Source organism: Pseudomonas sp. B22129, from assembly GCF_044218875.1.
GTDB lineage: Bacteria > Pseudomonadota > Gammaproteobacteria > Pseudomonadales > Pseudomonadaceae > Aquipseudomonas.
The window spans coordinates 6,462,381-6,482,889 of sequence record NZ_CP162592.1 but is presented as its reverse complement, the minus strand read 5'-3'; the positions used below and the strand labels follow the sequence as shown (position 1 = coordinate 6,482,889).

Genomic DNA, 20,509 nt, shown 5'->3' with positions numbered 1-20,509 from the left:
GCTGCGCCCATCGCGCAGGCTGAGGGCAGCGGGTTGTGTGCGTTATTTAAGGAAGGTTTATGACTGCTGCCCTGCAAGGTTCTTTGATGGTCGACGTTGCCGGTACCTGGCTGACGGCTGAGGATCGCCACCTGTTGCGCCAGCCTGAAGTCGGTGGGCTGATCATTTTTGCGCGCAATATCGAGCATCCCCGCCAAGTGCGTGAGTTGAGTGCGTCGATCCGTGCGGTGCGCCCGGACCTGCTGTTGGCCGTCGATCAGGAAGGTGGCCGTGTGCAACGTCTGCGCCAGGGTTTCGTGCGGCTGCCGGCCATGCGCGCACTAGCGGATAACACCAATGCCGAATACCTGGCCGAGCAGTGCGGCTGGATCATGGCCACTGAAGTCCTGGCCGTGGGCCTCGACCTGAGCTTCGCCCCGGTGCTGGACCTGGACTACCAACGCAGTGCCGTCGTTGGCACCCGCTCTTTTGAAGGCGACCCCGAACGCGCTGCCGTGCTCGCCGGTGCCTTTATCCGTGGCATGAACAGCGCCGGCATGGCCGCTACCGGAAAACACTTTCCGGGCCATGGTTGGGCTGAGGCGGATTCCCACGTCGCCATTCCCAATGACGAGCGCAGCCTGGAGCAGATTCGCTCCCATGACCTGGTGCCTTTCGCACGGCTGAGCAAGCAACTGGCGGCGGTTATGCCGGCCCACGTGATCTACCCGCAAGTCGATGCCCAGCCTGCCGGTTTCTCGCGGCGCTGGTTGCAAGACATCCTGCGCGGCGAATTGCAGTTTGACGGGGTAATTTTCAGCGATGACCTGTCCATGGCCGGTGCCCATGTGGTCGGTGATGCCGCCAGTCGGATTGAGGCTGCACTGACGGCGGGTTGTGACATGGGGCTGGTGTGCAACGACCGTGCGGCTGCGGAGCTAGCATTGAGCGCTGCACAGCGGATGAAGGTCACGCCGTCGGCGCGGATTGCGCGGATGCGTGGGCAGGCGATTGCTTCGACGGATTACAAGCAAGACCCGCGGTGGTTGGCGGCGCTGACTGCGTTGCGGGATGCGCAGTTGATCGACTGAAAGCCGTGTTGCTGCCATCGCAGGCAAGCCAGCTCCCACATTCGACCGAGTTCCAACTTTGGAATGCAATCAAATGTGGGAGCGGGCTTGCCCGCGATAGCGGTCTAACAGTCAGCGCTTCTCTTGCTTATTGGGCAACGGCGCAAACAACGCCTCAATATCGTCATTACCCAATTGCCAGTCCCCGGTGGTGCGCCCATCCAACACGCCCGCTGCCAAGTCGGACTTTTCCTTCTGCAGATGTTGGATTTTCTCCTCCACCGTGCCTCGCGCAATCATCTTGTAAACAAACACCGGCTTCTCCTGCCCGATGCGATACGCGCGGTCAGTGGCCTGGTTTTCCGTGGCCGGGTTCCACCATGGATCGTAGTGGATCACCGTGTCCGCTTCCGTGAGGTTCAGGCCCACGCCGCCAGCCTTCAGGCTGATCAGAAAAATCTGCAGCTTGCCGCTCTGGAAGTCCTTCACCGGCGTGCGCCGATCCCGTGTCTGGCCCGTCAGCAACGCATAGGCGACGCCGCGTTTTTTCAGCTCGATTTCAATCAGGCTCAGCATTGAGGTGAACTGGGAAAACAGCAAAATCCGCCGGCCCTCCGCAAACAACTCTTCCAGCATTTCCATCAGGCTGTCGAGCTTGCCCGAACTGCTGCCACGGGCGGGCAGGGCGGCGTCGTTGACCAGGCGCAGGTCGCAGCACACCTGACGCAGCTTCAACAGCGCTTCAAGAATGATGATCTGGCTGCGCGCCACGCCCTTGCGGGTGATCTCGTCGCGCACCTTCTTGTCCATGGCCAGGCGCATGGTTTCGTACACGTCGCGCTGGGCTTCATTCAGGTCGACCCAGTGGATGATTTCGGTCTTGGGCGGCAGTTCCGTGGCCACCTGTTCCTTGGTGCGGCGCAGCAGGAAAGGTTTTATCCGGCCATTGAGGTGCTGCAATCGCACGTCACTGGCGCGTTTTTCGATGGGCACACGGTAATCGCGGTTGAAGCTTTTCACGTCGCCCAGCCAGCCCGGCAGCAGGAAGTGAAACAACGACCATAGTTCACCCAGGTGGTTTTCCAGCGGCGTGCCGCTCAGGCACAGGCGTTGTCGCGCATTCAACTCGCGCGCAGCCTGGGCGGCCTTGCTGTTGGGGTTCTTGATGTACTGGGCTTCATCGAGAATCAGCACATGCAAGGGCAGGCCGGCGAGCTGTTCGATGTCCTTGGGCAGCAGGGCGTAGGTGGTCAGCAGCAGGTCGTAGTCCTGAAGGTTCGGGAAATGCTTTTTGCGCGTTGCACCGTACAACGCCAGCACCTTGAGTTGCGGGGTGAAGTGCGCTGCCTCGTCGAGCCAATTGGGGATCAGGCTGGTGGGCATCACCACCATGCAGGGCCGATCCAGGCGTCCGGCGATTTTCTCGGTGAGAATATGCGCCAGGGTTTGCAGGGTTTTGCCCAGGCCCATGTCATCCGCAAGAATCCCGCCAACATCCAGCTGGCGCAGCGACTGCATCCAGCTCAAGCCTTCCAACTGATACGGACGCAGTGTCGCGTTCAAGCCCTCGGGCACCACGCAGGTGAAGTCCTTGATATCCCGCAGGCGCTGGGCAAAGTTGCGGATTTTTTCGCCGCCTTCCCATTGCAGTGGCAGGTCTTCCAGCGGGTTCAGGCGAATCGCATCGGCCTTGGCCAGGCGCAGCGTGGTGGTGCCGGTTTCCTGCAGGTAAAACTCGCCGAGGGTGGCCAGAACGGGTTTCAGTCGGCCGTAGGGCAACGCCACTTGGATCGGGCCATGGCCATTTGGCAGGCCCGGAATGTTCACCAGGATCAGCTCATCATCCCGACGCCGCGCGAGCTTTTCGGGGTTGAGAATCTCGGTATGGGAGCGCATCAGGTTCAACAGAATCGGCAGCAAGCTCAGGCGCTCGCCGTTGACGATAATGCCCAGCTCCAGATCAAACCAGTCACGCTCCGGGCCTTCATCGACAGTGGCGTACCAGTCATCGACGGCGCTCAGGTCGAAGCCGAAATCATCATCGATCAACAACTCCCAGCCCTCGGCCCGCAACGTCGGCGTGGCGTTGAGCGTGAACGTCAGCCAGGCGCTGTCATTGACCATCTCGAACAATTCGCCGGCGCTTTCGGGCAGTGCCTTGCTCTGGCGCGTGGCGATCTTGAAACCCAGCAACCGTAGCTGTTCACGATAGCGTTGTTCCACCTCGGGATGGCGCTTGATGCGCAGGCTCTGGGTTTCCTGGCGCACAATGATGTCGGCATTCTTCTGCCCGCTGACATAGTTGCCCAAGTAATTGAACGACAGCGCTGCGCGGTGCTGGATATAGCGCTGCATCTTGCCGTTGCGCGGCTCAAACGCGCTGAACTCCACGCTGGCCATCCACAGGCGCGGCACGGGCAGCACGTCCTCCATTAGCACTTGCGGCAGCACCACGCGGTTATCCAGTACGGCCTGGAGCTTTTCCAGGAGTTCGGCATCCTGGGCTGCGGCCGGGTAGGCCAGGGTTTCCTGGACTTTGAGCAACACCGCTGCAATGTGTTTGCAGTTGGTGTGCACCGGGCAGGTGCAGCGGCTGTCTACCAGAATCAGCGTGCCCTTGGCCGACTCGCGCAGCGAGATGGTCTGCCGATAGACGTTGCCGCCCGAACCTTCGCAACTGGCGATGATGGTGCTGTCGCCCGACTCGACGATGCGCACGCGGTTTTCCAGGGCATAACGCCGCCCGCGCTCAAGGCTCTGCTCTTTAAAGCGATTGGCCCACGAAGGGGCCAGGGGTTTGGTCAACGGCGACGTCAGGGGCATGGCGCTGGATCAGTCCTGAATGTCGGGCGGCGGAGCGCTGGGTGGCTTGGCGGTCAGCGAGGTGATCTTGATCAGCAGCGCGAGGTGGCCGCCGTCCAGGTAATTAAGCTGGTTGTTCTTGGTGCGCACGTCGGTCTGGCTCAGGTGTTCGCTGGCTACCACGCTGCCATTGCTGTCGAACTGGTTGATCCAGAAGTCAGCGTCGATGTCGGTGAAGCGGCCCAATTGCAGGTTCAACACGCCTTCGATGGGGAACTGGCCGAATTGTTCCTGGCCGTCGGTGATGGCGATTTTCACTGGCTGCTCGCCGAGATTTTGCTCCCAGGCCTTGTGCGCCAGCACCGTGTAACTGTTGTCGGCGCGCAGCTTGTCGACGATGTTGGACAGGCGCGGCGGGCTCAGTTTGTCACCCAGGCGTTGGGCTCCCGCATCCCAGTTTTCCGGCGCGGGCCGGCTGTTGATCACCGGCTCCGCATTCTGGCGTACCAGGATCATTTCCACCTGGTACGGGCTGTCGGCAAATGCCGCAGGCGCCACGACCACCAACAACAAGCTCAGAATGCGGAACAGGCGCATGGGGGCGTCCTTCAAACAGATTTCGGGATGAGGCGCTCAAACAGCGCCTCCAGGGTGTTAAAGCGTTCTTCGGCACGTTCCATCGGTACCATGAATTTGAACAGCGTAGCCCCTTCAAACTTATAGCGGTTGGGCTGGCCCTGAATCAGCTTGATCAGCACCAAAGGGTCCACCGGCGTTTGCGCTTCGAACTCGATGCGCCCGCCCTGCGGCCCTGCGTCAACTTTCTTGATGCCCAGCTGCTCGGCCTGCAACTTGAGCAGGGTCAGGCGCACCAGGTTTTTGGTCGGTTCCGGCAACAGGCCGAAGCGGTCGATCATTTCCACCTGCAGGTCTTTCAAGCCTTCTTCGTCGGTGGCCGAGGCAATGCGCTTGTACAGGATCAACCGCGCGTGCACGTCCGGCAGGTAATCCTCGGGGATCAACGCCGGCAAGCGCAGGTTGATTTCCGGCCCGCCGCCCAGCGGTTGATCAAGGTTCGGTTGCTCGCCCTTGCGGATGGCTTTCACCGCGCGTTCGAGCATCTCCATATACAGGGTGAAACCCACGGCCTGAATCTGCCCGCTCTGGCCGTCGCCGAGCAACTCGCCGGCGCCACGGATTTCCAGGTCGTTGGTGGCCAGTACAAAACCGGCGCCGAGGTCCTGTGTATTGGCGATGGCTTCCAGGCGCTTTTCGGCGTCGGACGTAATCTGTTGGCGTGGCGGCGTCAGCAAATAGGCATACGCCTGGTGGTGACTGCGCCCGACCCGGCCGCGCAACTGGTGCAACTGGGCCAGGCCGAACTTGTCGGCACGCTCGATGATGATGGTGTTGGCGCTCGGCACGTCGATGCCGGTCTCGATAATGGTCGAGGCGATCAGCACGTTGAAGCGCTTGTGGTAGAAGTCGCTCATCACCTGTTCGAGTTCGCGCTCGCGCATCTGCCCGTGGCCGATGGCGATACGCGCTTCCGGTACCAGTTCGGCGAGGTCGGCGGCGCATTTCTCGATGGTCTTCACGTCGTTGTGCAGGTAGTACACCTGCCCACCGCGCAGCAGTTCGCGCAACAGCGCTTCCTTGACCGTGCTTTTGTTCTGCTCCATCACGAAGGTGCGCACCGACAGGCGGCGCGCCGGCGGTGTGGCAATGATCGACAGGTCGCGCATGCCCGACACCGCCATGTTCAGCGTGCGCGGGATCGGCGTGGCGGTGAGGGTCAGGATATCGACTTCGCTGCGCAGGTTTTTCAGCTGTTCTTTCTGGCGCACGCCAAAGCGGTGTTCTTCGTCGATGATCACTAAACCGAGGTTTTTGATCTTCACGTCATCCGACAGCAGCTTGTGCGTGCCGATGACGATATCGATCTTGCCTTCCGCCAGGTCGGCAACGGCAGCGTTCACCTCCTTGGCGGACTTGAAGCGGCTCATCACTTCCACGCTCACGGGCCAGTCGGCGAAGCGGTCGCGGAAGCTGTTGTAATGCTGCTGGGCGAGCAGGGTGGTGGGGACCAGGATCGCCACTTGCTTGCCGCCGTGCACTGCAATAAAGGCGGCGCGCATCGCCACTTCGGTCTTGCCGAAGCCTACGTCGCCACACACCAGGCGGTCCATCGGCTTGGGCGCGAGCATGTCGGCACGCACGGCTTCGATGGTGGTTTGCTGGTCCGGGGTTTCTTCGAAGGCAAAACCGGCGCTGAAGGTGGCGTAGTCGGCTTTCGGGTCGGCGAACGCATAGCCTTCGCGGGCAGCGCGGCGGGCATAGATGTCGAGCAGTTCGGCGGCCACATCGCGCACCTGTTCGGCGGCTTTGCGCTTGGCTTTCTGCCAGGTCTCGGAGCCCAGGCGGTGCAATGGCGCCAGGGCGTCGTCGCTGCCGGTGTAGCGCGCGATCAGGTGCAGGCTGGCGACCGGCACGTAGAGCTTGGCGCCTTCGGCGTATTCCATGGTGAGGAATTCGGCGGCCTGGTTGTCGATTTCCAGGGTTTGCAGGCCGAGGTAGCGGCCCACACCGTGGTCGATATGCACCACCGGCGCGCCTTCGCGCAGCTCGGTGAGGTTCTTGATCACTGCATCATTGTTGGCGTCGGCGCGCTTTTCACGGCGACGGCGCTGCATCACGCGCTGGCCAAACAGCGGGCTCTCGGCGATCAGCGCCAGCGCCGGGTCGTCCAGCAACAAGCCTTCATCCAGTGGCGCGATGGTGATCGCCAGGCGGTCTTTGCTTTTCACAAAGTCCGGCCAGCTGTCGACGGTTTTGGGGCGCAGCTTCAGGCGTTCCAGCAACTCCAGCAGCACTTCGCGGCGGCCGGCGGATTCGGCGGTGAACAGCACGCGACCGGGGAAGTCGCCGAGAAAATTCGACAGCGCTTCCAGTGGCTGCGTGGCCTTGGCCTGAATGGCCAGGTCCGGCAGCGTTTGCGCGGGGAAGCGCTCGCGTCCAGCGCCGCTTTCCACATCCTGCTGGCTGGCGACTACGCGCGGCCAGTTTTTCAGGCGTGCGAAGCAGTCCTCCACCGGCAGGAACAGCTCGGCGGGCGGCAACAATGGCCGGGCCGGATCGACGCGGCGCTCTTCATAGCGGTTGCGCACGTCGTTCCAGAAGTTTTCCGCCGCTTGCTCAATGCCCGGCAGCGAGAACACTTGGGTGTCCTGGGGCAGGTAATCGAACAGCGTGGAGGTTTCGTCGAAGAAGAGCGGCAGGTAGTACTCGATACCCGCCGGTGTAATCCCGCTGCTCAAATCCTGAAAGATCGGGCAACGGCGGAAGTCGACGTCGAAGCGTTCGCGAAAGCGCGCCTTGAAGCGCGTGACCGCGTCCTTTTGCAGCGGGAATTCCCGCGCGGGCAGCAGCTTGACCGAGTCCACTTTATCGATGGAGCGCTGGTTTTCCGGATCGAAGGTACGCAGGGTCTCGATTTCGTCATCGAACAGGTCAATGCGAAACGGCAGTTTGCTGCCCATCGGGAACAGGTCGATCAAGGCACCGCGTACCGCGAATTCGCCGTGCTCGTACACGGTGTCGACGCAGCGGTAACCGCTGGCTTCCAGGCGCGTGCGCATCTGCTCTACATCGAGCTTCTGGCCGACATCCAGCACCAGGCTGCTGCCGAGCAGGAACTTGGTCGGCGCCAGGCGGTGCAGGGCCGTGGTGATCGGCACCACCAACACGCCGTGGGCCAGTTCCGGCAACCGGTACAGGCTGGCGATGCGCTGGGAGATGATGTCCTGGTGCGGCGAGAACAGATCGTAGGGCAGGGTTTCCCAATCGGGGAAATGCAGCACCGGCAAATCCGGGGCGAAGAAGCTCAGCTCCTGCTCCAGCCGCTCGGCGCTTTGGCTGTCGGCGGTGAGCAGCAGGGTAAAGCGCTTGGCTGCGCTGGCAGCCTCGGCGATGGCCAGGCTCAGGGCGGCACCGGGCAGGTTGCCCCAGTGCTGTTTACCTGCCGCGGCAGGGAGAAGCGGTAGACGCAGAACGGGCACGGAAGGTTGAGCTCCAAGCGTTGCGACAAAGTCGGTAATTGTAACGGCCCGAGGTGCCGCCTGTCAGTTGCTGACTGAGCCTATTACGGTTTGCAGGAAATGTAGTGGCTAAGACAAACAATGGCGGGTTTTGACTCAATATGTAGTGTCAAAAAGCATGAGGTTTTCGGAGAGTTACGGACAAGTTGCGTTGCTCCTGTAAAAGGTGGCCCTCTGGAAGCCGCGTATTTACTGGCTTGCAGCGGGGCGTCAATTTTTCGCAAGCACTTTTTGTTGGTTGGCGTGCATTGCTCAGAGGGCGGTCGGGCGGCATAATGTAGCCCCTTTTTTCTGCCCCTACATGTGGAAGGTTCCCGTGACTCAGAAGCCCGACCAGTGTCTTGGTGAATGGATCGACCGTGAAGCGCTCGCTGAAGCGATGATTCCGCTTATCGGTCAGCTGTACCGCAATAACAATGTGGTGAGCTCGATCTATGGCCGCAGCCTGATCAACCAGTCTGTCATCGCGATTCTCAAAGCCCACCGCTTTGCGCGTCACCGTTCCGCCGACGACAGCGAACTCTCCGTCCACGAAACATTCCCGCTGCTTAAAGCCATGAGCGAGCTCAAGCTCGGTGCGGCTTCGGTAGACCTGGGCAAGCTGGCCTATAAATTCCGCAAGGAAGGTGCCGGCCGCAGCGCCGAGCAGTTCGTGCGTGAAGAGATGGCTGATGTGGTTGGCCAGCAAAACGCTGCTGCCCGCAAAGGCACTGACGTGGTGCTGTACGGCTTCGGTCGTATCGGCCGCCTGTTGGCGCGCATCCTGATCGAAAAAACCGGTGGCGGCGACGGCCTGCGCCTGCGTGCCATCGTGGTGCGCAAGGGCGCCGAGAACGACCTGACCAAACGCGCGAGCCTCTTGCGTCGCGACTCGGTACACGGTCCGTTCAACGGCACCATCGTCATCGACGAAGAAAACAACACCATCACCGCCAACGGTAACCTGATCCAGGTGATCTACGCGAAGAACCCGGCTGAGGTGGACTACACCCAGTACGGCATCAAAGACGCACTGCTGGTGGACAACACCGGTGTATGGCGTGACGCCGAGGGCCTGGGCCAGCACCTGGCTTGCCCGGGGATCGACCGCGTTGTTCTGACCGCGCCGGGTAAAGGCAAGTTGAAGAATATCGTGCACGGTATCAACCACGGTGAAATCACCGCTGACGACAAGATCGTGTCCGCCGCTTCCTGCACCACCAACGCCATCGTGCCGGTGCTGAAAGCCGTGAATGACAAGTTCGGCATCGTTAACGGCCACGTTGAGACCGTTCACTCGTACACCAACGACCAGAACCTGATCGACAACTTCCACAAGGGCGATCGCCGTGGTCGCAGCGCCGCGTTGAACATGGTGATCACCGAGACCGGTGCCGCCACCGCTGCTGCCAAGGCCCTGCCTGAGCTGGCCGGCAAGCTGACCGGTAACGCGATCCGCGTTCCGACGCCAAACGTGTCGATGGCCATCCTCAACCTGAACCTTGAGAAAGCCGCCACCCGTGAAGAGATGAACGAGTACCTGCGCTATATGGCGCTGCACTCCGATCTGCACAAGCAAATCGACTTCGTCAATTCGCAGGAAGTGGTCTCTACCGACTTCGTGGGCTCGCGCCACGCCGGTGTGGTGGACGCCGAGGCGACCATCACCCAGGACAACCGTGTTGTGCTGTACGTGTGGTACGACAACGAGTTCGGCTACAGCTGCCAGGTGGTTCGCGTGATGGAAGACATGGCCGGGGTTAACCCGCCGTCGTTCCCGCGCTAAGCCTTAGCGGCCAATGAAAAAGCCCCGACTGGTTCGGGGCTTTTTTGTGGCTGTGAGTTTTGTAGTGATTATCAGGGCCTCTTCGCGAGCAAGCCCGCTCCCACATTTTGACCGCGTTTATACAGGAAGAACGCGGTCAAAATGTGGGAGCGGGCTTGCTCGCGAAAGCGATCCATCAGGCGCCGCCTACCACCGAAGCCTGCGCCGTCCTCAGCTCATGCCGATTGCCTTTAAACAACACCAACGTCGCAATCAACCCCAGCACCGCCGCACCACTCAACCAAATGCCGGGCGCCGCCTTGTTATCCAAAACATGAATCAGATAGGTGCACGCCGCCGGTGTAAACCCGCCAAAGGTCGCCGTGGCCAGGCTGTAGGCCAGCGAGAATCCTGTGGTGCGCACCTCAATCGGCATAATCTCGGTCAGCGCCACCACCATCGCCCCGTTATACGAGCCATACAGGAACGACAGCCACAGCAGCACAATCAGCAGATGGCTGAAACTCGGGTTGGCCACCAGCCACGACAATGCCGGATACGCGGTGAGGATCGCCAGAATGGTCGCGCCGAGCAGCAGGGGTTTACGCCCGATCTCGTCGGACACCGCGCCCATCACCGGCAGCCAGATAAAGTTGGAAATGCCCACGCACACCGTCACCAGCAACGCGTCGAAGTCGGACAAGTGCAGTTCAGCCTTGCCAAACGTCGGGGTGTAGGCGGTGATCAGGTAGAACGACACGGTGGTCATCACCACCAGCGCCATGCCTGCAATCACCACGCCGAAGTTCTGACCGATTGAGCGGACGATTTCCTGCAGGGTGGGGCGGTGTTTACGCGCCTGGAATTCAGGGGTTTCCTCCAGCGAGCGACGAATCACGAAGATCACCGGCACGATCAGGCAGCCGATCAGGAACGGCACACGCCAGCCCCAGTCACCCATTTCTTCGGGGCTCAGCCAGTGGTTCAGGCCTACACCGAGCAAACCGGCGAACACCACCGCCGCTTGCTGGCTCGCTGACTGCCAACTGACGAAAAAGCCTTTGCGGCCCGGGGTGGCGATTTCCGCCAGGTACACCGACACACCGCCCAGCTCGACGCCCGCCGAGAAACCTTGCAGCAAGCGGCCAAACAGCACCAGCAACGGCGCGGCGACGCCCAGGGTGGCGTAGCCGGGCACGCAGGCGATGAGGATGGTGCCGGCGGCCATCAGGGCGAGGGTGATCACCAGGCCTTTCTTGCGGCCATGGCGGTCGATGTAGGCACCAAGGAAGATTGCGCCCAGCGGCCTCATCAGGAAGCCTGCGCCGAAGGTGGCCAGGGACAGCATCAGCGAGGCAAAGGCGCTGTCGCTGGGGAAGAAGGTTTTGGCAATGGCCGTGGCGTAGAAGCCGTAGACCATGAAGTCGAACATTTCGAGGAAGTTACCGCTGACAACGCGAAAAATCGCCTTGCCCTTGCCCGTTGAAGTGGACATGTCATGCACTCATCTTGGCTATTTTATTAGTGATCCCTGGTTATCTTTCGTCCTTGCTGCCGTTTTGTAACCATATGTGTATTGGCCACCATCGGCAATAAAAATTGATAGCAAGCTGACTAAATGCCACAAGATCTGTGGGCGATAGAAATCCCAATGTGGGAGCGGGCTTGCTCGCGAATGCGATGTGTCAGGCAGCTCATGAGCTATCTGGCACACCGCTTTCGCGAGCAAGCCCGCTCCCACAGGGGATTTGTGTTAATTCAGGAGGGTATTGCGCAGGCTGTCGGACAGGCCTTTGGGTGCGAGCCAGATGCCGAGGTAAGCCCTCGCCAGCTCATCATCTCGGCTGTTGAACACCACCTGGTCATTGATCTCAAGGTTCAAGCCGCGACCGGGGCGAAAATCCAGGGCATAGCGATCGCCACTGCGGATGTCCCGAAAGCGGGCGTGCAGTTGGTCCAGTTCCGGCTTCAGGCGGGCGAGGGTGGCAGTGGGTTGCTGGCGTTCGAGGGCGGTAGTGGCTGCCTTGATCACATCGCTGCGGTCGATGTCGCGAAAGTAATAAAGCGCCAACCGCAGGTCTTTTTGCTGGTTCCAGGCCCGTTTCGCGCTGACGTCAGCCGGGGTGTAGAGCGCAGCGGCGTACACATCCGCCCATAGATAGACCAGCACGGCCTGGTTTTTCAGTAGCAGTTCATGGGACTGCGCCGGGAAGTTCGCCTGCTTGAGCCGGTCCGCTTCACTGGCCTGCACCGTGATCGACAACATCAACATTAAACAGAAAACGACATGCCGCATAATGGCTCGTCCTGCGAGGGTGGGTAGCGGGAGTGTAATTGCATTTTCCTGATGCTGTAGTAAACGCAATACTGGCCTACGACGCGACCAAGGGTTAATGTGCGCGGGCTTGAGCCTTATATAGACTGTGCCCCGGCTCACACACTTGAGCCAAAAATTTCCTTCATGCCCGCTGGCCGCGGCATGATTTAGCCAGGCGTCCAACCGTGCGCCTGGCCTGTTCTGAGGAGTACGCATGGCTGTCTACAACTACGACGTGGTAGTACTGGGTTCCGGCCCGGCTGGAGAAGGTGCGGCGATGAACGCTGCCAAAGCGGGGCGCAAAGTGGCGATGGTCGATAGCCGTCGCCAGGTCGGCGGTAACTGCACCCACCTGGGTACCATCCCGTCCAAGGCGTTGCGTCACTCGGTGCGTCAGATCATGCAGTTCAACACCAACCCGATGTTCCGGGCCATTGGTGAGCCGCGCTGGTTCTCGTTTCCGGACGTGTTGAAAAGCGCCGAGAAAGTCATCTCCAAACAAGTCGCGTCGCGTACCGGCTACTACGCGCGTAACCGCGTCGACCTGTTCTTCGGCACCGGCAGCTTTGCCGACGAGCAAACCGTCGAAGTGGTCTGCGCCAACGGCGTGGTCGAAAAACTGGTGGCCAAGCACATCATCATCGCCACCGGTTCGCGCCCTTATCGCCCGGCCGATATCGATTTTCACCACCCGCGTATCTACGATAGCGACACCATCCTGAGCCTGGGCCACACCCCGCGCAAACTGATCATCTATGGTGCCGGCGTGATCGGCTGTGAATACGCCTCGATCTTCAGCGGCCTGGGCGTACTGGTTGAGCTGGTGGATAACCGCGACCAATTGCTGAGCTTCCTCGACTCGGAAATTTCCCAGGCGTTGAGCTACCACTTCAGCAACAACAACATCACCGTGCGCCACAACGAAGAGTACGAGCGGGTTGAAGGCCTGGACAACGGGGTGATCCTGCACCTCAAGTCCGGCAAGAAGATCAAGGCCGACGCCTTGCTGTGGTGCAACGGCCGTACCGGCAACACCGACAAGCTGGGCATGGAGAACATCGGGGTCAAGGTCAACAGCCGTGGCCAGATCGAGGTGGACGAGAACTACCGCACCTGCGTGCCGAACATCTACGGCGCCGGTGACGTGATCGGCTGGCCGAGCCTGGCCAGTGCCGCGCACGACCAGGGCCGTTCGGCCGCAGGCAGCATCGTCGACAATGGCAGCTGGCGCTACGTGAACGACGTGCCGACCGGGATCTACACGATTCCCGAGATCAGCTCCATCGGCAAGAACGAGCACGAACTGACCAAGGCCAAGGTGCCTTATGAAGTGGGCAAAGCGTTCTTCAAGAGCATGGCACGTGCGCAGATCGCCGGTGAGCCGCAAGGCATGCTGAAGATCCTGTTCCACCGCGAAACCCTGGAAGTCCTCGGCGTGCATTGCTTCGGCTACCAGGCCTCGGAGATCGTGCACATCGGCCAGGCCATCATGAACCAGCCGGGCGAGCAAAATACCCTCAAGTATTTTGTGAACACCACGTTCAACTACCCGACCATGGCTGAAGCCTATCGGGTAGCGGCCTACGACGGCCTCAACCGGCTTTTTTGAGCGGCTCCGGCCGGTGGCCTGAGCCGGCCGGGGAGACCGATTTCAGTAATTCTCGAGGGTGGCAGTGGCCAAACCGGGAAAGTCTGTAATCAGGCTATCTACGCCGAAGTCGGCGAGCCTGCGCATCAGCGCAGGTTCGTTGACCGTCCACACGGACACGTGCAAGCCCTGGCGCTGGGCTTTTTCCAGACGTTCAGGGGTGCACAGCGTCCAGTTCAACGCCAAATACTCACAGCCGTAGTTCTGCGCGACTTTCAGCGGGTCGAGCCAGGCGTATTCGGCCACCAGGCCGCGTGACAGATCCGGGGTCAGTTCAACCGCCGCTTTAAGCACTTCCCGCGAACTTGACGTCACGGTGACCTTGTCCATCAGACCGTGGCGCACGGCCATCTCGCGAATCGCCAGCACGGTGGTTGCAGCACGCGTGCGCGAAGCGCTTTTGACTTCCAGCTGCCAGTGATCGAAATCACACTGCTCAAACAACTCTTCCAGGCGAGGAATCGGGCACGGCTTGACCCAGCCCGGGCCGCCTTTGCGCGCGTCCATCTTCACCAGGTCCGCCGCCGAATACTCGACGACCTTGCCGCGCCGGTCGGCGGTGCGTTTGAGGGTCGGGTCGTGGATGACCATCAACTCGCCGTCCATGGACAGGTGCAAATCCAGTTCGCAGCGGCGTACGCCATGCTTGAGGCACTCCTGAAAGCTGGTCAGGGTGTTTTCCGGTGCTTCGCCTTTGGCACCGCGGTGGCCGTAAATCAGGGTCACAGTTGCTCCTTTGCGCCAGGTGATCTGGCGGGATAATACGAATTCAGGTGTCCAGGGCGTCGCTTTGTTCCCGCGCCAGGCGGCGTTCCTGGGCTTGTTTTTGCAGGATGTAGCGGGCCAGCAATTGGCGTTGGGCGTCGGTCATGGACTCGAACTCGGTGCCCACGTCAAAGCCGTCGCCCTTGGGGTCGCAATGGGTGACCCGCGCCCGCAGCAGCAAGCCGAGCGCCTGGGGCATCAGCACCAGCTTGACGGCCAGGTGGGTGTCGGGCGCCAGCGGGGTGGGGTGCTGGAAGTCGATGCCGCCTTCGGAAATGATCACCGGCTGTGGCTCGCCGACCTCGCTTAGCAGCCCGCGCGCCATCACCTGGCTGAGCAAATCCAGGCGTTTGTTCTGCACTTTGAGGAAGGCGGCCAGGCTGCGATCTTTCTCGCTGATCTGGCGCAACAGGTGTTGGGCTTCGAATTCGCTGAGGTGCAATTCGCTGAGCAGATTGAACAGCGGGGAATCATCCAGCAACACTTCCTTGCTCATTGCGTCAGGCCCGGAAAGGCTGCTGATTTGGAGTGCGATCATGTCGTCGATACGGTAGTATTCGCGGCGTTCTTCTTCATCTAATGTCGACATGGCGAACCCCAGGTAACGGTAATGGTCAGAGTGTAAAGCTGCTTACCAGACCCCGCCACCGGGACGTCTTCTTTTCCTCCGAACAAGCCCCGACATGTTCAGACCTCTCTTCGTATTTATCGGCACGCGTTATACCCGTGCAAAGCGCCGCAATCATTTTGTGTCGTTCATTTCCTTGACCTCGATGATCGGGCTCGCCTTGGGCGTGGTCGTGATGATCGTGGTGCTGTCGGTGATGAACGGCTTCGATCATGAGATGCGCACCCGCGTGCTGGGCATGGTGCCCCACGCGACCATTGAAGGCGATGCGCCGATCAATGACTGGCAAGCCCTGGCCGCCAAGGTCAAGCAGAACCCCAAGGTGGTGGCCGTCGCGCCGTTTACCCAGATGCAGGGGCTGCTGACGAATGACGGCAAGGTGCAGAAGATCCTGCTCAATGGCATTGACCCGGCCCAGGAGCGCAACGTCTCGATCATCGACAAGTTCATGTTGCAGGGCAAACTCGACGACCTGTCGCCGGGCAGCTTCGGCATCGTGATCGGCGACAAGGCCGCGGCCAAGCTCGGCGTGAACATCGGCGACAAGCTGACCTTCGTCGCGCCGGAAGTCACTGTGACCCCGGCCGGTATGTTCCCGCGCATGAAGCGCTTTACCGTGGTCGGCACCTTTCACGTCGGCGCCGGTGAGATCGATGGCTATATCGGCCTGACCAACCTCACCGATCTGGCGCGCCTGCACCGCTGGCAGCCGGATCAGGTGCAAGGCCTGCGCCTGAAGTTCAACGACCTGTTCGACGCCCCGCGCGCCGCGTGGGAAATCGCCCAGCACTTGGGCGAATCCCAGTACTACGCCCGCGACTGGACCCGCACCCACGGTAACCTCTACCAGGCCATCCGCATGGAAAAAGCCATGATCGGCCTGCTGTTGCTGCTGATCGTCGCCGTGGCGGCCTTCAACATCATCTCCACGCTGGTGATGGTGGTGAACGACAAGAAGGGCGACATCGCCATCCTGCGCACCCTTGGCGCCACGCCGGGGCAGATCATGGCGATCTTCATGGTGCAAGGCACCGTGATCGGTGTGGTCGGCACCCTGATCGGCACCGCCGTCGGCATCCTGGCTGCGTTGAACGTCAGCGCCGCCATCGCCGCGCTGGAAAAAGTCATCGGGCACAAGTTTCTCAACGCCGACGTCTACTTCATCGACTACTTGCCGTCCCAGGTTCAGGCCCAGGACGTGTTGATGGTGGGCGGCGCCGCGCTGGTCCTGAGTTTCCTTGCCACCCTGTATCCAGCCTGGCGCGCGGCACGTACCCAGCCAGCACAGGCCTTACGTTATGAGTGAATCGGGCATGAGTGAAAAAGCAATCCTGAGCTGCCGCAACCTGGGCAAATCCTACGAGGAAGGCCCGGAGTCGGTGGTGGTGCTGTCAAACCTGCAGTTGGAACTGCACCCGGGCGAGCGCGTGGCGATCGTCGGCAGTTCCGGTTCCGGCAAAAGTACCTTGCTGAACCTGCTGGGTGGCCTTGATACGCCGTCCCAGGGCAGTGTCTGGCTGGCGGGCGAAGAACTGTCGGCTCTGGGTGAAAAGGCCCGTGGCCAACTGCGCAACCGTTCGCTCGGTTTTGTGTACCAGTTCCACCACCTGCTGCCGGAATTCACCGCGCTGGAAAACGTGTGCATGCCGCTGTTGATCGGCAAGACCGCGATCCCGGAAGCGCGCCAGCGTGCCAAAGCCTTGCTGGAGCGCGTCGGCCTGGGCCATCGCCTGGAACACAAACCGGCCGAGCTGTCCGGCGGCGAGCGCCAGCGTGTGGCCATCGCCCGCGCCCTGGTCAACAACCCGGGGCTGGTGATGCTCGACGAGCCCACCGGCAACCTCGACTCCCACACCGCCCAGGGCATCAAGGATTTGATGCTGGAGCTGAGCACCCAGATGCGCACCGCGTTTCTGGTGGTGACCCATGACATGAGCATGGCCCGCCAGATGGACCGCGTGCTGCACCTGCAGGAAGGTCATCTGGTCGCCATCTGACCCGTTTCAAGCCCGGCGCTTCATGCGCCGGGCTTTTTCATTTTTTCAGGCGGTGCAAGCGAATGTTCAGACCGTTATCGATTTTCATCGGCACGCGCTATACCCGCGCCAAGCGCCGCAACCGTTTTGTCTCGTTTATCTCGATGACCTCAATGATCGGCCTCGCCCTGGGCGTGCTGGCAATGATCGTGGTGTTGTCGGTGATGAACGGCTTCCAGCGCGAAATGAGCTCGCGCATCCTCGGCATGGTGCCCCACGCGACCATCGTCGGCGTGAACCCTATCGACAATTGGCAGCCCGTGGCCGACGCCGCGATGAAGAACCCGGAAGTCACGGCCGCCGTACCTTTCACGCAGATGGACGGCATGTTCTCCTACAAAGGCTCCATGCAGCCAATCGAGATCAGCGGCGTCGACCCGGCCCAGGAAGGCAAGGTGTCCATCGTGGCCCAGCACATCGTGCGCGGCAAACTCGATGACCTGAAACCGGGCGAGTTCGGTGTGGTGGTCGGCGACATTACCGCGCGGCGCTTTCGCCTGAACGTGGGCGACAAACTGACGCTGATCGTGCCGGAAGTCAGTAAGGAGGCGCCGGGCGGCATCACCCCGCGCATGCAGCGTTTGAACGTGGTCGGCATCTTCAAGGTCGGCGCCGAGCTGGATGGTTCCATGGCTCTGATCCACATGGCCGACGCGGCAGAGATCCAGCATTGGCAACCGAACCAGGTGCAAAGCGTGCGCCTGGCAGTGAAAGACCTGTACGCGGCGCCCAAAGTCTCGGCAGACATCGCCGCCAGCCTGGGCGCAGCCTACAAGCCTGACGACTGGACCCATACCCAGGGCAGCCTGTTCAGTGCGATGAAAATGGAAAAGACCATGATCGGCCTGCTGTTGCTGATGATCGTCGCTGTAGCCGCGTTCAACATCATCGCCACGCTGATTATGGTGGTGAATGACAAAGGCGCAGACATCGCGATTCTGCGCACCATCGGCGCCACGCCGCGGCAGATCATGGCGATCTTCATGGTGCAGGGCACGGTGATTGGTATCGTCGGCACCCTGATTGGCGGCGTGCTCGGCGTGATTGCGGCGCTGAACGTGAGTGAGTTGGTGGGCTGGCTGGAGCGCGTGACCGGGCAGCACATCTTCAGTTCGGACGTGTATTTCGTCAGCAACCTGCCCTCGGAACTGCAGGGCGGCGATGTGCTGCTGATTTGCTCGGCGGGTTTTGTGTTGAGCTTTTTGGCGACGCTGTATCCGGCGTATCGGGCGGCGAAGATCGAGCCGGCGCATGCCCTCAGATATTCGTAACCTCTGAGGCCGCTATCGCAGGCAAGCCAGCTCCCACATTTTGAATGTATTCACAAATCAAAACTGTGGGAGCTGGCTTGCCTGCGATGAGGCCGGTCCAGCTTGCATCAATCTACCTCGGGCAACTCAATCACAAACCTGGTCCAACCCGCCCCGGATTCACAAAAAATCCTCCCCCCATGCGCCCGCACGATCGACTGGGTAATCGCCAGCCCCAGCCCCGCGTGCTCGCTGCTGCCTTCATGGCGCGCCGGGTCTGCCCGGTAGAAGCGATCAAACAGCTTCGGCAATAACTCAGGTGGAATGCCTTCGCCGGTGTTCTCGACTGAAAGCCTCACGCCGTTTTCCAGCCGCACCCGCACTTCGCCGCCTGCGGGGGTAAAGCGCAGCGCGTTATCCAGCAGGTTCGACAGCGCCCGGCGCAACATCCCGCGGTCGCCTTGGGTATGCGCCGTGCCCTCGCGCACCAGGCTGACCTGCGCGTCCTCCGCCAGCAGTGCGAAGAACTCCAGCAGCGCGTCCACTTCATCCTCCAGCGCCAACGCCTCACGCTTGGGCGTCAGCAAGCCGTGGTCGGCCTTGGCCAGATACAACATGTCATTCACCAGTTGCGCCATCCATTGCAGCTCTTCGAGGTTGCTGTGCAGCGCCTCGCGGTAATCCTCCAGCGGGCGCGGTTGGGTGAGGATGACCTGGGTCTGGGTCAGCAGGTTTGACAGGGGCGTGCGCAATTCGTGGGCGATGTCGGCCGAGAATGCCGAGAGGCGCTGGAAGGCATCGTCCAGGCGACCCAGCATGGCGTTGAAGGTCTGGGCCAGTTCGGCCAGTTCTGATGGCATTTGTTGCTGGGGCAGGCGTTGGGTGAGGGAGTGTGCCGACACACCGGCCGCCACTTCGCCCATCCGCCGCAACGGCCGCAGCCCGCTGCGTGCAGCCCAGGCACCGAGCAACGCGGTGGCCAGGGCCGACAAACCTACCGTGAGCCAGATCAGGTGCTGCATGCGTTGCAGAAAGTGTTGGTGGTGAGTGATGTCGAGCATCAGGCTCAGTTGCGGCGAGCCCGGCTGGCCGGGTTGCAGCGGCACGTTGTACACGCGGTATTCGGTACCGGCGTTTTGCAGGCTGTGCAGGCCGGGGGCCTCGGGCAAGGCGACGCCGGGCGCAGCGTCATACCAGCGCTGGCCACCTGCCGTGATGCGCAGGGCCAGGTCCGGTTGGCGATTGAGTTCGGCACGCAGTTGCACTTCACGCCTGGCGAATAGCTGCGGGGTGTCCACGCCCTGCAAGGTGCTGCGCAGGGCCACCAGCTTGCCGTCGAGCAGTTGCTGGTCCAGCTCGACAAAATGCGCTTCGCTGGCGTGGTTGAACAACACCCCGGCGATCAACGAAACCACAGCCGTGCAGGCGGCAAACAACAGCGCCAGGCGGCTGGCCAGGGACAGGCGCTTGATCAATTGAAGCGCTCCTCCAGCACGTAACCCATGCCGCGCACGGTGTGGATCAGCTTGTTGGAGTAGTTGTCGTCGACTTTCAGGCGCAGGCGGCGGATCGCCACTTCGATGATGTTGGTGTCGCTGTCGAAGTTCATGTCCCACACCTGGGAGGCAATCAGCGATTTGGGCAGCACCTCGCCCTGGCGACGAAGCAGCAACTCCAGCAGCGAGAACTCCTTGGCAGTAAGGTCGATGCGCTGGCCGTCACGCTCGACTCGCCGACGGATCAGGTCCAGCCGCAAGTCGGCCAGTTGCAGCGCAGTGTCCTGCGGCGCGCTGCTGCCACGGCGTAACAGGCTGCGCACCCGGGCCAGCAGTTCGGAGAAGGCGAAGGGCTTGACCAGATAATCGTCGGCGCCGAGTTCCAGGCCATGGACACGGTCTTCCACGGCGTCGCGGGCGGTGAGGAACAATACCGGGATATCCAGCCCGGCACTGCGTACCGCCTGTAGGATTTGCCAGCCATCACGGCCCGGCAGCATCACGTCCAGAATCAACAGGTCATAATCCCCCGTCAGCGCCAGATGCTGCCCCGTGGAGCCGTCCGCCACCAGTTCAGTGGTAAACCCGGCCTCGGCCAGGCCCTGGCGCAGGTAGTGGCCGGTTTTCGGTTGGTCTTCGACGATCAGCAGTTTCATGGGCAACTCTTGGCAACAGGT

General features: G+C 61.3%; 15 protein-coding genes. 6 read left to right on the top strand and 9 right to left on the bottom strand.

The window, feature by feature from the left end; genetic code table 11:
* Window positions 1-59 precede the first annotated feature (59 nt).
* Window positions 60-1,070: a beta-N-acetylhexosaminidase gene (gene nagZ, locus AB4P94_RS29495; protein WP_395608593.1), complete on the top strand. Its 1,011-nt coding sequence runs from the start codon at window positions 60-62 to the stop codon at window positions 1,068-1,070.
* A 111-nt stretch (window positions 1,071-1,181) separates the two neighbouring features.
* On the opposite strand, the gene AB4P94_RS29490 is transcribed toward nagZ, so the two are convergent.
* Genes AB4P94_RS29490 through mfd form a run of 3 tightly spaced genes read right to left on the bottom strand, consistent with a single transcriptional unit; the run spans window position 1,182 to window position 7,909 of the window.
* Window positions 1,182-3,872, bottom strand: coding sequence for a DEAD/DEAH box helicase (locus AB4P94_RS29490; RefSeq protein ID WP_395608592.1), 2,691 nt, complete (start codon window positions 3,870-3,872; stop codon window positions 1,182-1,184).
* A 9-nt stretch (window positions 3,873-3,881) separates the two neighbouring features.
* On the bottom strand, window positions 3,882-4,448 hold the full coding sequence (locus AB4P94_RS29485; protein WP_395608591.1) for a CsiV family protein: 567 nt from the start codon (window positions 4,446-4,448) through the stop codon (window positions 3,882-3,884).
* A gap of 11 nt (window positions 4,449-4,459) precedes the next feature.
* Window positions 4,460-7,909 carry a transcription-repair coupling factor gene (gene mfd, locus AB4P94_RS29480; protein WP_395608590.1) on the bottom strand — a complete coding sequence of 1,150 codons (3,450 nt, stop codon included), beginning with the start codon at window positions 7,907-7,909 and terminating at the stop codon, window positions 4,460-4,462.
* A gap of 340 nt (window positions 7,910-8,249) precedes the next feature.
* On the opposite strand from mfd, the gene AB4P94_RS29475 reads away from it, so the two are divergent.
* Window positions 8,250-9,713, top strand: coding sequence for a glyceraldehyde-3-phosphate dehydrogenase (locus AB4P94_RS29475; protein ID WP_078741387.1), 1,464 nt, complete (start codon window positions 8,250-8,252; stop codon window positions 9,711-9,713).
* A gap of 175 nt (window positions 9,714-9,888) precedes the next feature.
* Here AB4P94_RS29475 and AB4P94_RS29470 read toward each other — a convergent pair whose 3' ends face one another.
* Together AB4P94_RS29470 and AB4P94_RS29465 are read right to left on the bottom strand one after the other, a co-directional pair.
* A complete protein-coding gene (locus tag AB4P94_RS29470; protein WP_395608589.1) occupies window positions 9,889-11,187 on the bottom strand; it encodes an MFS transporter in 1,299 nt (432 codons plus the stop codon).
* A 258-nt stretch (window positions 11,188-11,445) separates the two neighbouring features.
* Window positions 11,446-11,988: a chalcone isomerase family protein gene (locus AB4P94_RS29465; RefSeq protein WP_395608588.1), complete on the bottom strand. Its 543-nt coding sequence runs from the start codon at window positions 11,986-11,988 to the stop codon at window positions 11,446-11,448.
* Window positions 11,989-12,223: 235 nt separating this feature from the next.
* On the opposite strand from AB4P94_RS29465, the gene sthA reads away from it, so the two are divergent.
* Window positions 12,224-13,618, top strand: coding sequence for a Si-specific NAD(P)(+) transhydrogenase (gene sthA / locus AB4P94_RS29460; RefSeq protein WP_003189670.1), 1,395 nt, complete (start codon window positions 12,224-12,226; stop codon window positions 13,616-13,618).
* Between the two features lie 42 nt (window positions 13,619-13,660).
* Here the strand turns inward: sthA and AB4P94_RS29455 are convergent, their stop codons facing one another.
* Together AB4P94_RS29455 and AB4P94_RS29450 are read right to left on the bottom strand one after the other, a co-directional pair.
* The gene (locus tag AB4P94_RS29455) at window positions 13,661-14,383 is read right to left on the bottom strand and encodes a glycerophosphodiester phosphodiesterase (RefSeq protein WP_017137433.1); all 723 of its coding nucleotides are present in this window, start codon (window positions 14,381-14,383) and stop codon (window positions 13,661-13,663) included.
* 43 nt (window positions 14,384-14,426) lie between these two features.
* Window positions 14,427-15,011, bottom strand: a complete 585-nt coding sequence (locus AB4P94_RS29450; protein WP_395608587.1) for a PilZ domain-containing protein — start codon at window positions 15,009-15,011, stop codon at window positions 14,427-14,429.
* A 94-nt stretch (window positions 15,012-15,105) separates the two neighbouring features.
* On the opposite strand from AB4P94_RS29450, the gene AB4P94_RS29445 reads away from it, so the two are divergent.
* From AB4P94_RS29445 to AB4P94_RS29435, 3 genes are all read left to right on the top strand, one after another.
* Window positions 15,106-16,356 carry a lipoprotein-releasing ABC transporter permease subunit gene (locus AB4P94_RS29445; protein ID WP_395608586.1) on the top strand — a complete coding sequence of 417 codons (1,251 nt, stop codon included), beginning with the start codon at window positions 15,106-15,108 and terminating at the stop codon, window positions 16,354-16,356.
* A 7-nt stretch (window positions 16,357-16,363) separates the two neighbouring features.
* Window positions 16,364-17,047: a lipoprotein-releasing ABC transporter ATP-binding protein LolD gene (gene lolD / locus AB4P94_RS29440; RefSeq protein ID WP_017477213.1), complete on the top strand. Its 684-nt coding sequence runs from the start codon at window positions 16,364-16,366 to the stop codon at window positions 17,045-17,047.
* 62 nt (window positions 17,048-17,109) lie between these two features.
* The gene (locus AB4P94_RS29435) at window positions 17,110-18,357 is read left to right on the top strand and encodes a lipoprotein-releasing ABC transporter permease subunit (RefSeq protein WP_395608585.1); all 1,248 of its coding nucleotides are present in this window, start codon (window positions 17,110-17,112) and stop codon (window positions 18,355-18,357) included.
* A gap of 107 nt (window positions 18,358-18,464) precedes the next feature.
* Here the strand turns inward: AB4P94_RS29435 and AB4P94_RS29430 are convergent, their stop codons facing one another.
* The gene (locus AB4P94_RS29430; RefSeq protein WP_395608584.1) at window positions 18,465-19,811 is read right to left on the bottom strand and encodes a heavy metal sensor histidine kinase; all 1,347 of its coding nucleotides are present in this window, start codon (window positions 19,809-19,811) and stop codon (window positions 18,465-18,467) included.
* Complete coding sequence (locus AB4P94_RS29425; protein ID WP_395608583.1) at window positions 19,808-20,488, bottom strand: heavy metal response regulator transcription factor; 681 nt, start codon at window positions 20,486-20,488, stop codon at window positions 19,808-19,810. Before AB4P94_RS29425 ends, AB4P94_RS29430 begins: the two co-directional genes overlap by 4 nt.
* Window positions 20,489-20,509 lie beyond the last annotated feature (21 nt).

Coding starts and splice junctions, on each gene's coding strand:
- nagZ (WP_395608593.1), top strand. CDS start 60: ATGACTGCTGCCCTGCAAGGTTCTTTGATGGTCGACGTTGCCGGTACC.
- AB4P94_RS29490 (WP_395608592.1), bottom strand. CDS start 3,872: ATGCCCCTGACGTCGCCGTTGACCAAACCCCTGGCCCCTTCGTGGGCC.
- AB4P94_RS29485 (WP_395608591.1), bottom strand. CDS start 4,448: ATGCGCCTGTTCCGCATTCTGAGCTTGTTGTTGGTGGTCGTGGCGCCT.
- AB4P94_RS29475 (WP_078741387.1), top strand. CDS start 8,250: ATGTGGAAGGTTCCCGTGACTCAGAAGCCCGACCAGTGTCTTGGTGAA.
- AB4P94_RS29470 (WP_395608589.1), bottom strand. CDS start 11,187: ATGTCCACTTCAACGGGCAAGGGCAAGGCGATTTTTCGCGTTGTCAGC.
- AB4P94_RS29465 (WP_395608588.1), bottom strand. CDS start 11,988: ATGCGGCATGTCGTTTTCTGTTTAATGTTGATGTTGTCGATCACGGTG.
- sthA (WP_003189670.1), top strand. CDS start 12,224: ATGGCTGTCTACAACTACGACGTGGTAGTACTGGGTTCCGGCCCGGCT.
- AB4P94_RS29450 (WP_395608587.1), bottom strand. CDS start 15,011: ATGTCGACATTAGATGAAGAAGAACGCCGCGAATACTACCGTATCGAC.
- AB4P94_RS29445 (WP_395608586.1), top strand. CDS start 15,106: ATGTTCAGACCTCTCTTCGTATTTATCGGCACGCGTTATACCCGTGCA.
- lolD (WP_017477213.1), top strand. CDS start 16,364: ATGAGTGAAAAAGCAATCCTGAGCTGCCGCAACCTGGGCAAATCCTAC.
- AB4P94_RS29435 (WP_395608585.1), top strand. CDS start 17,110: ATGTTCAGACCGTTATCGATTTTCATCGGCACGCGCTATACCCGCGCC.
- AB4P94_RS29425 (WP_395608583.1), bottom strand. CDS start 20,488: ATGAAACTGCTGATCGTCGAAGACCAACCGAAAACCGGCCACTACCTG.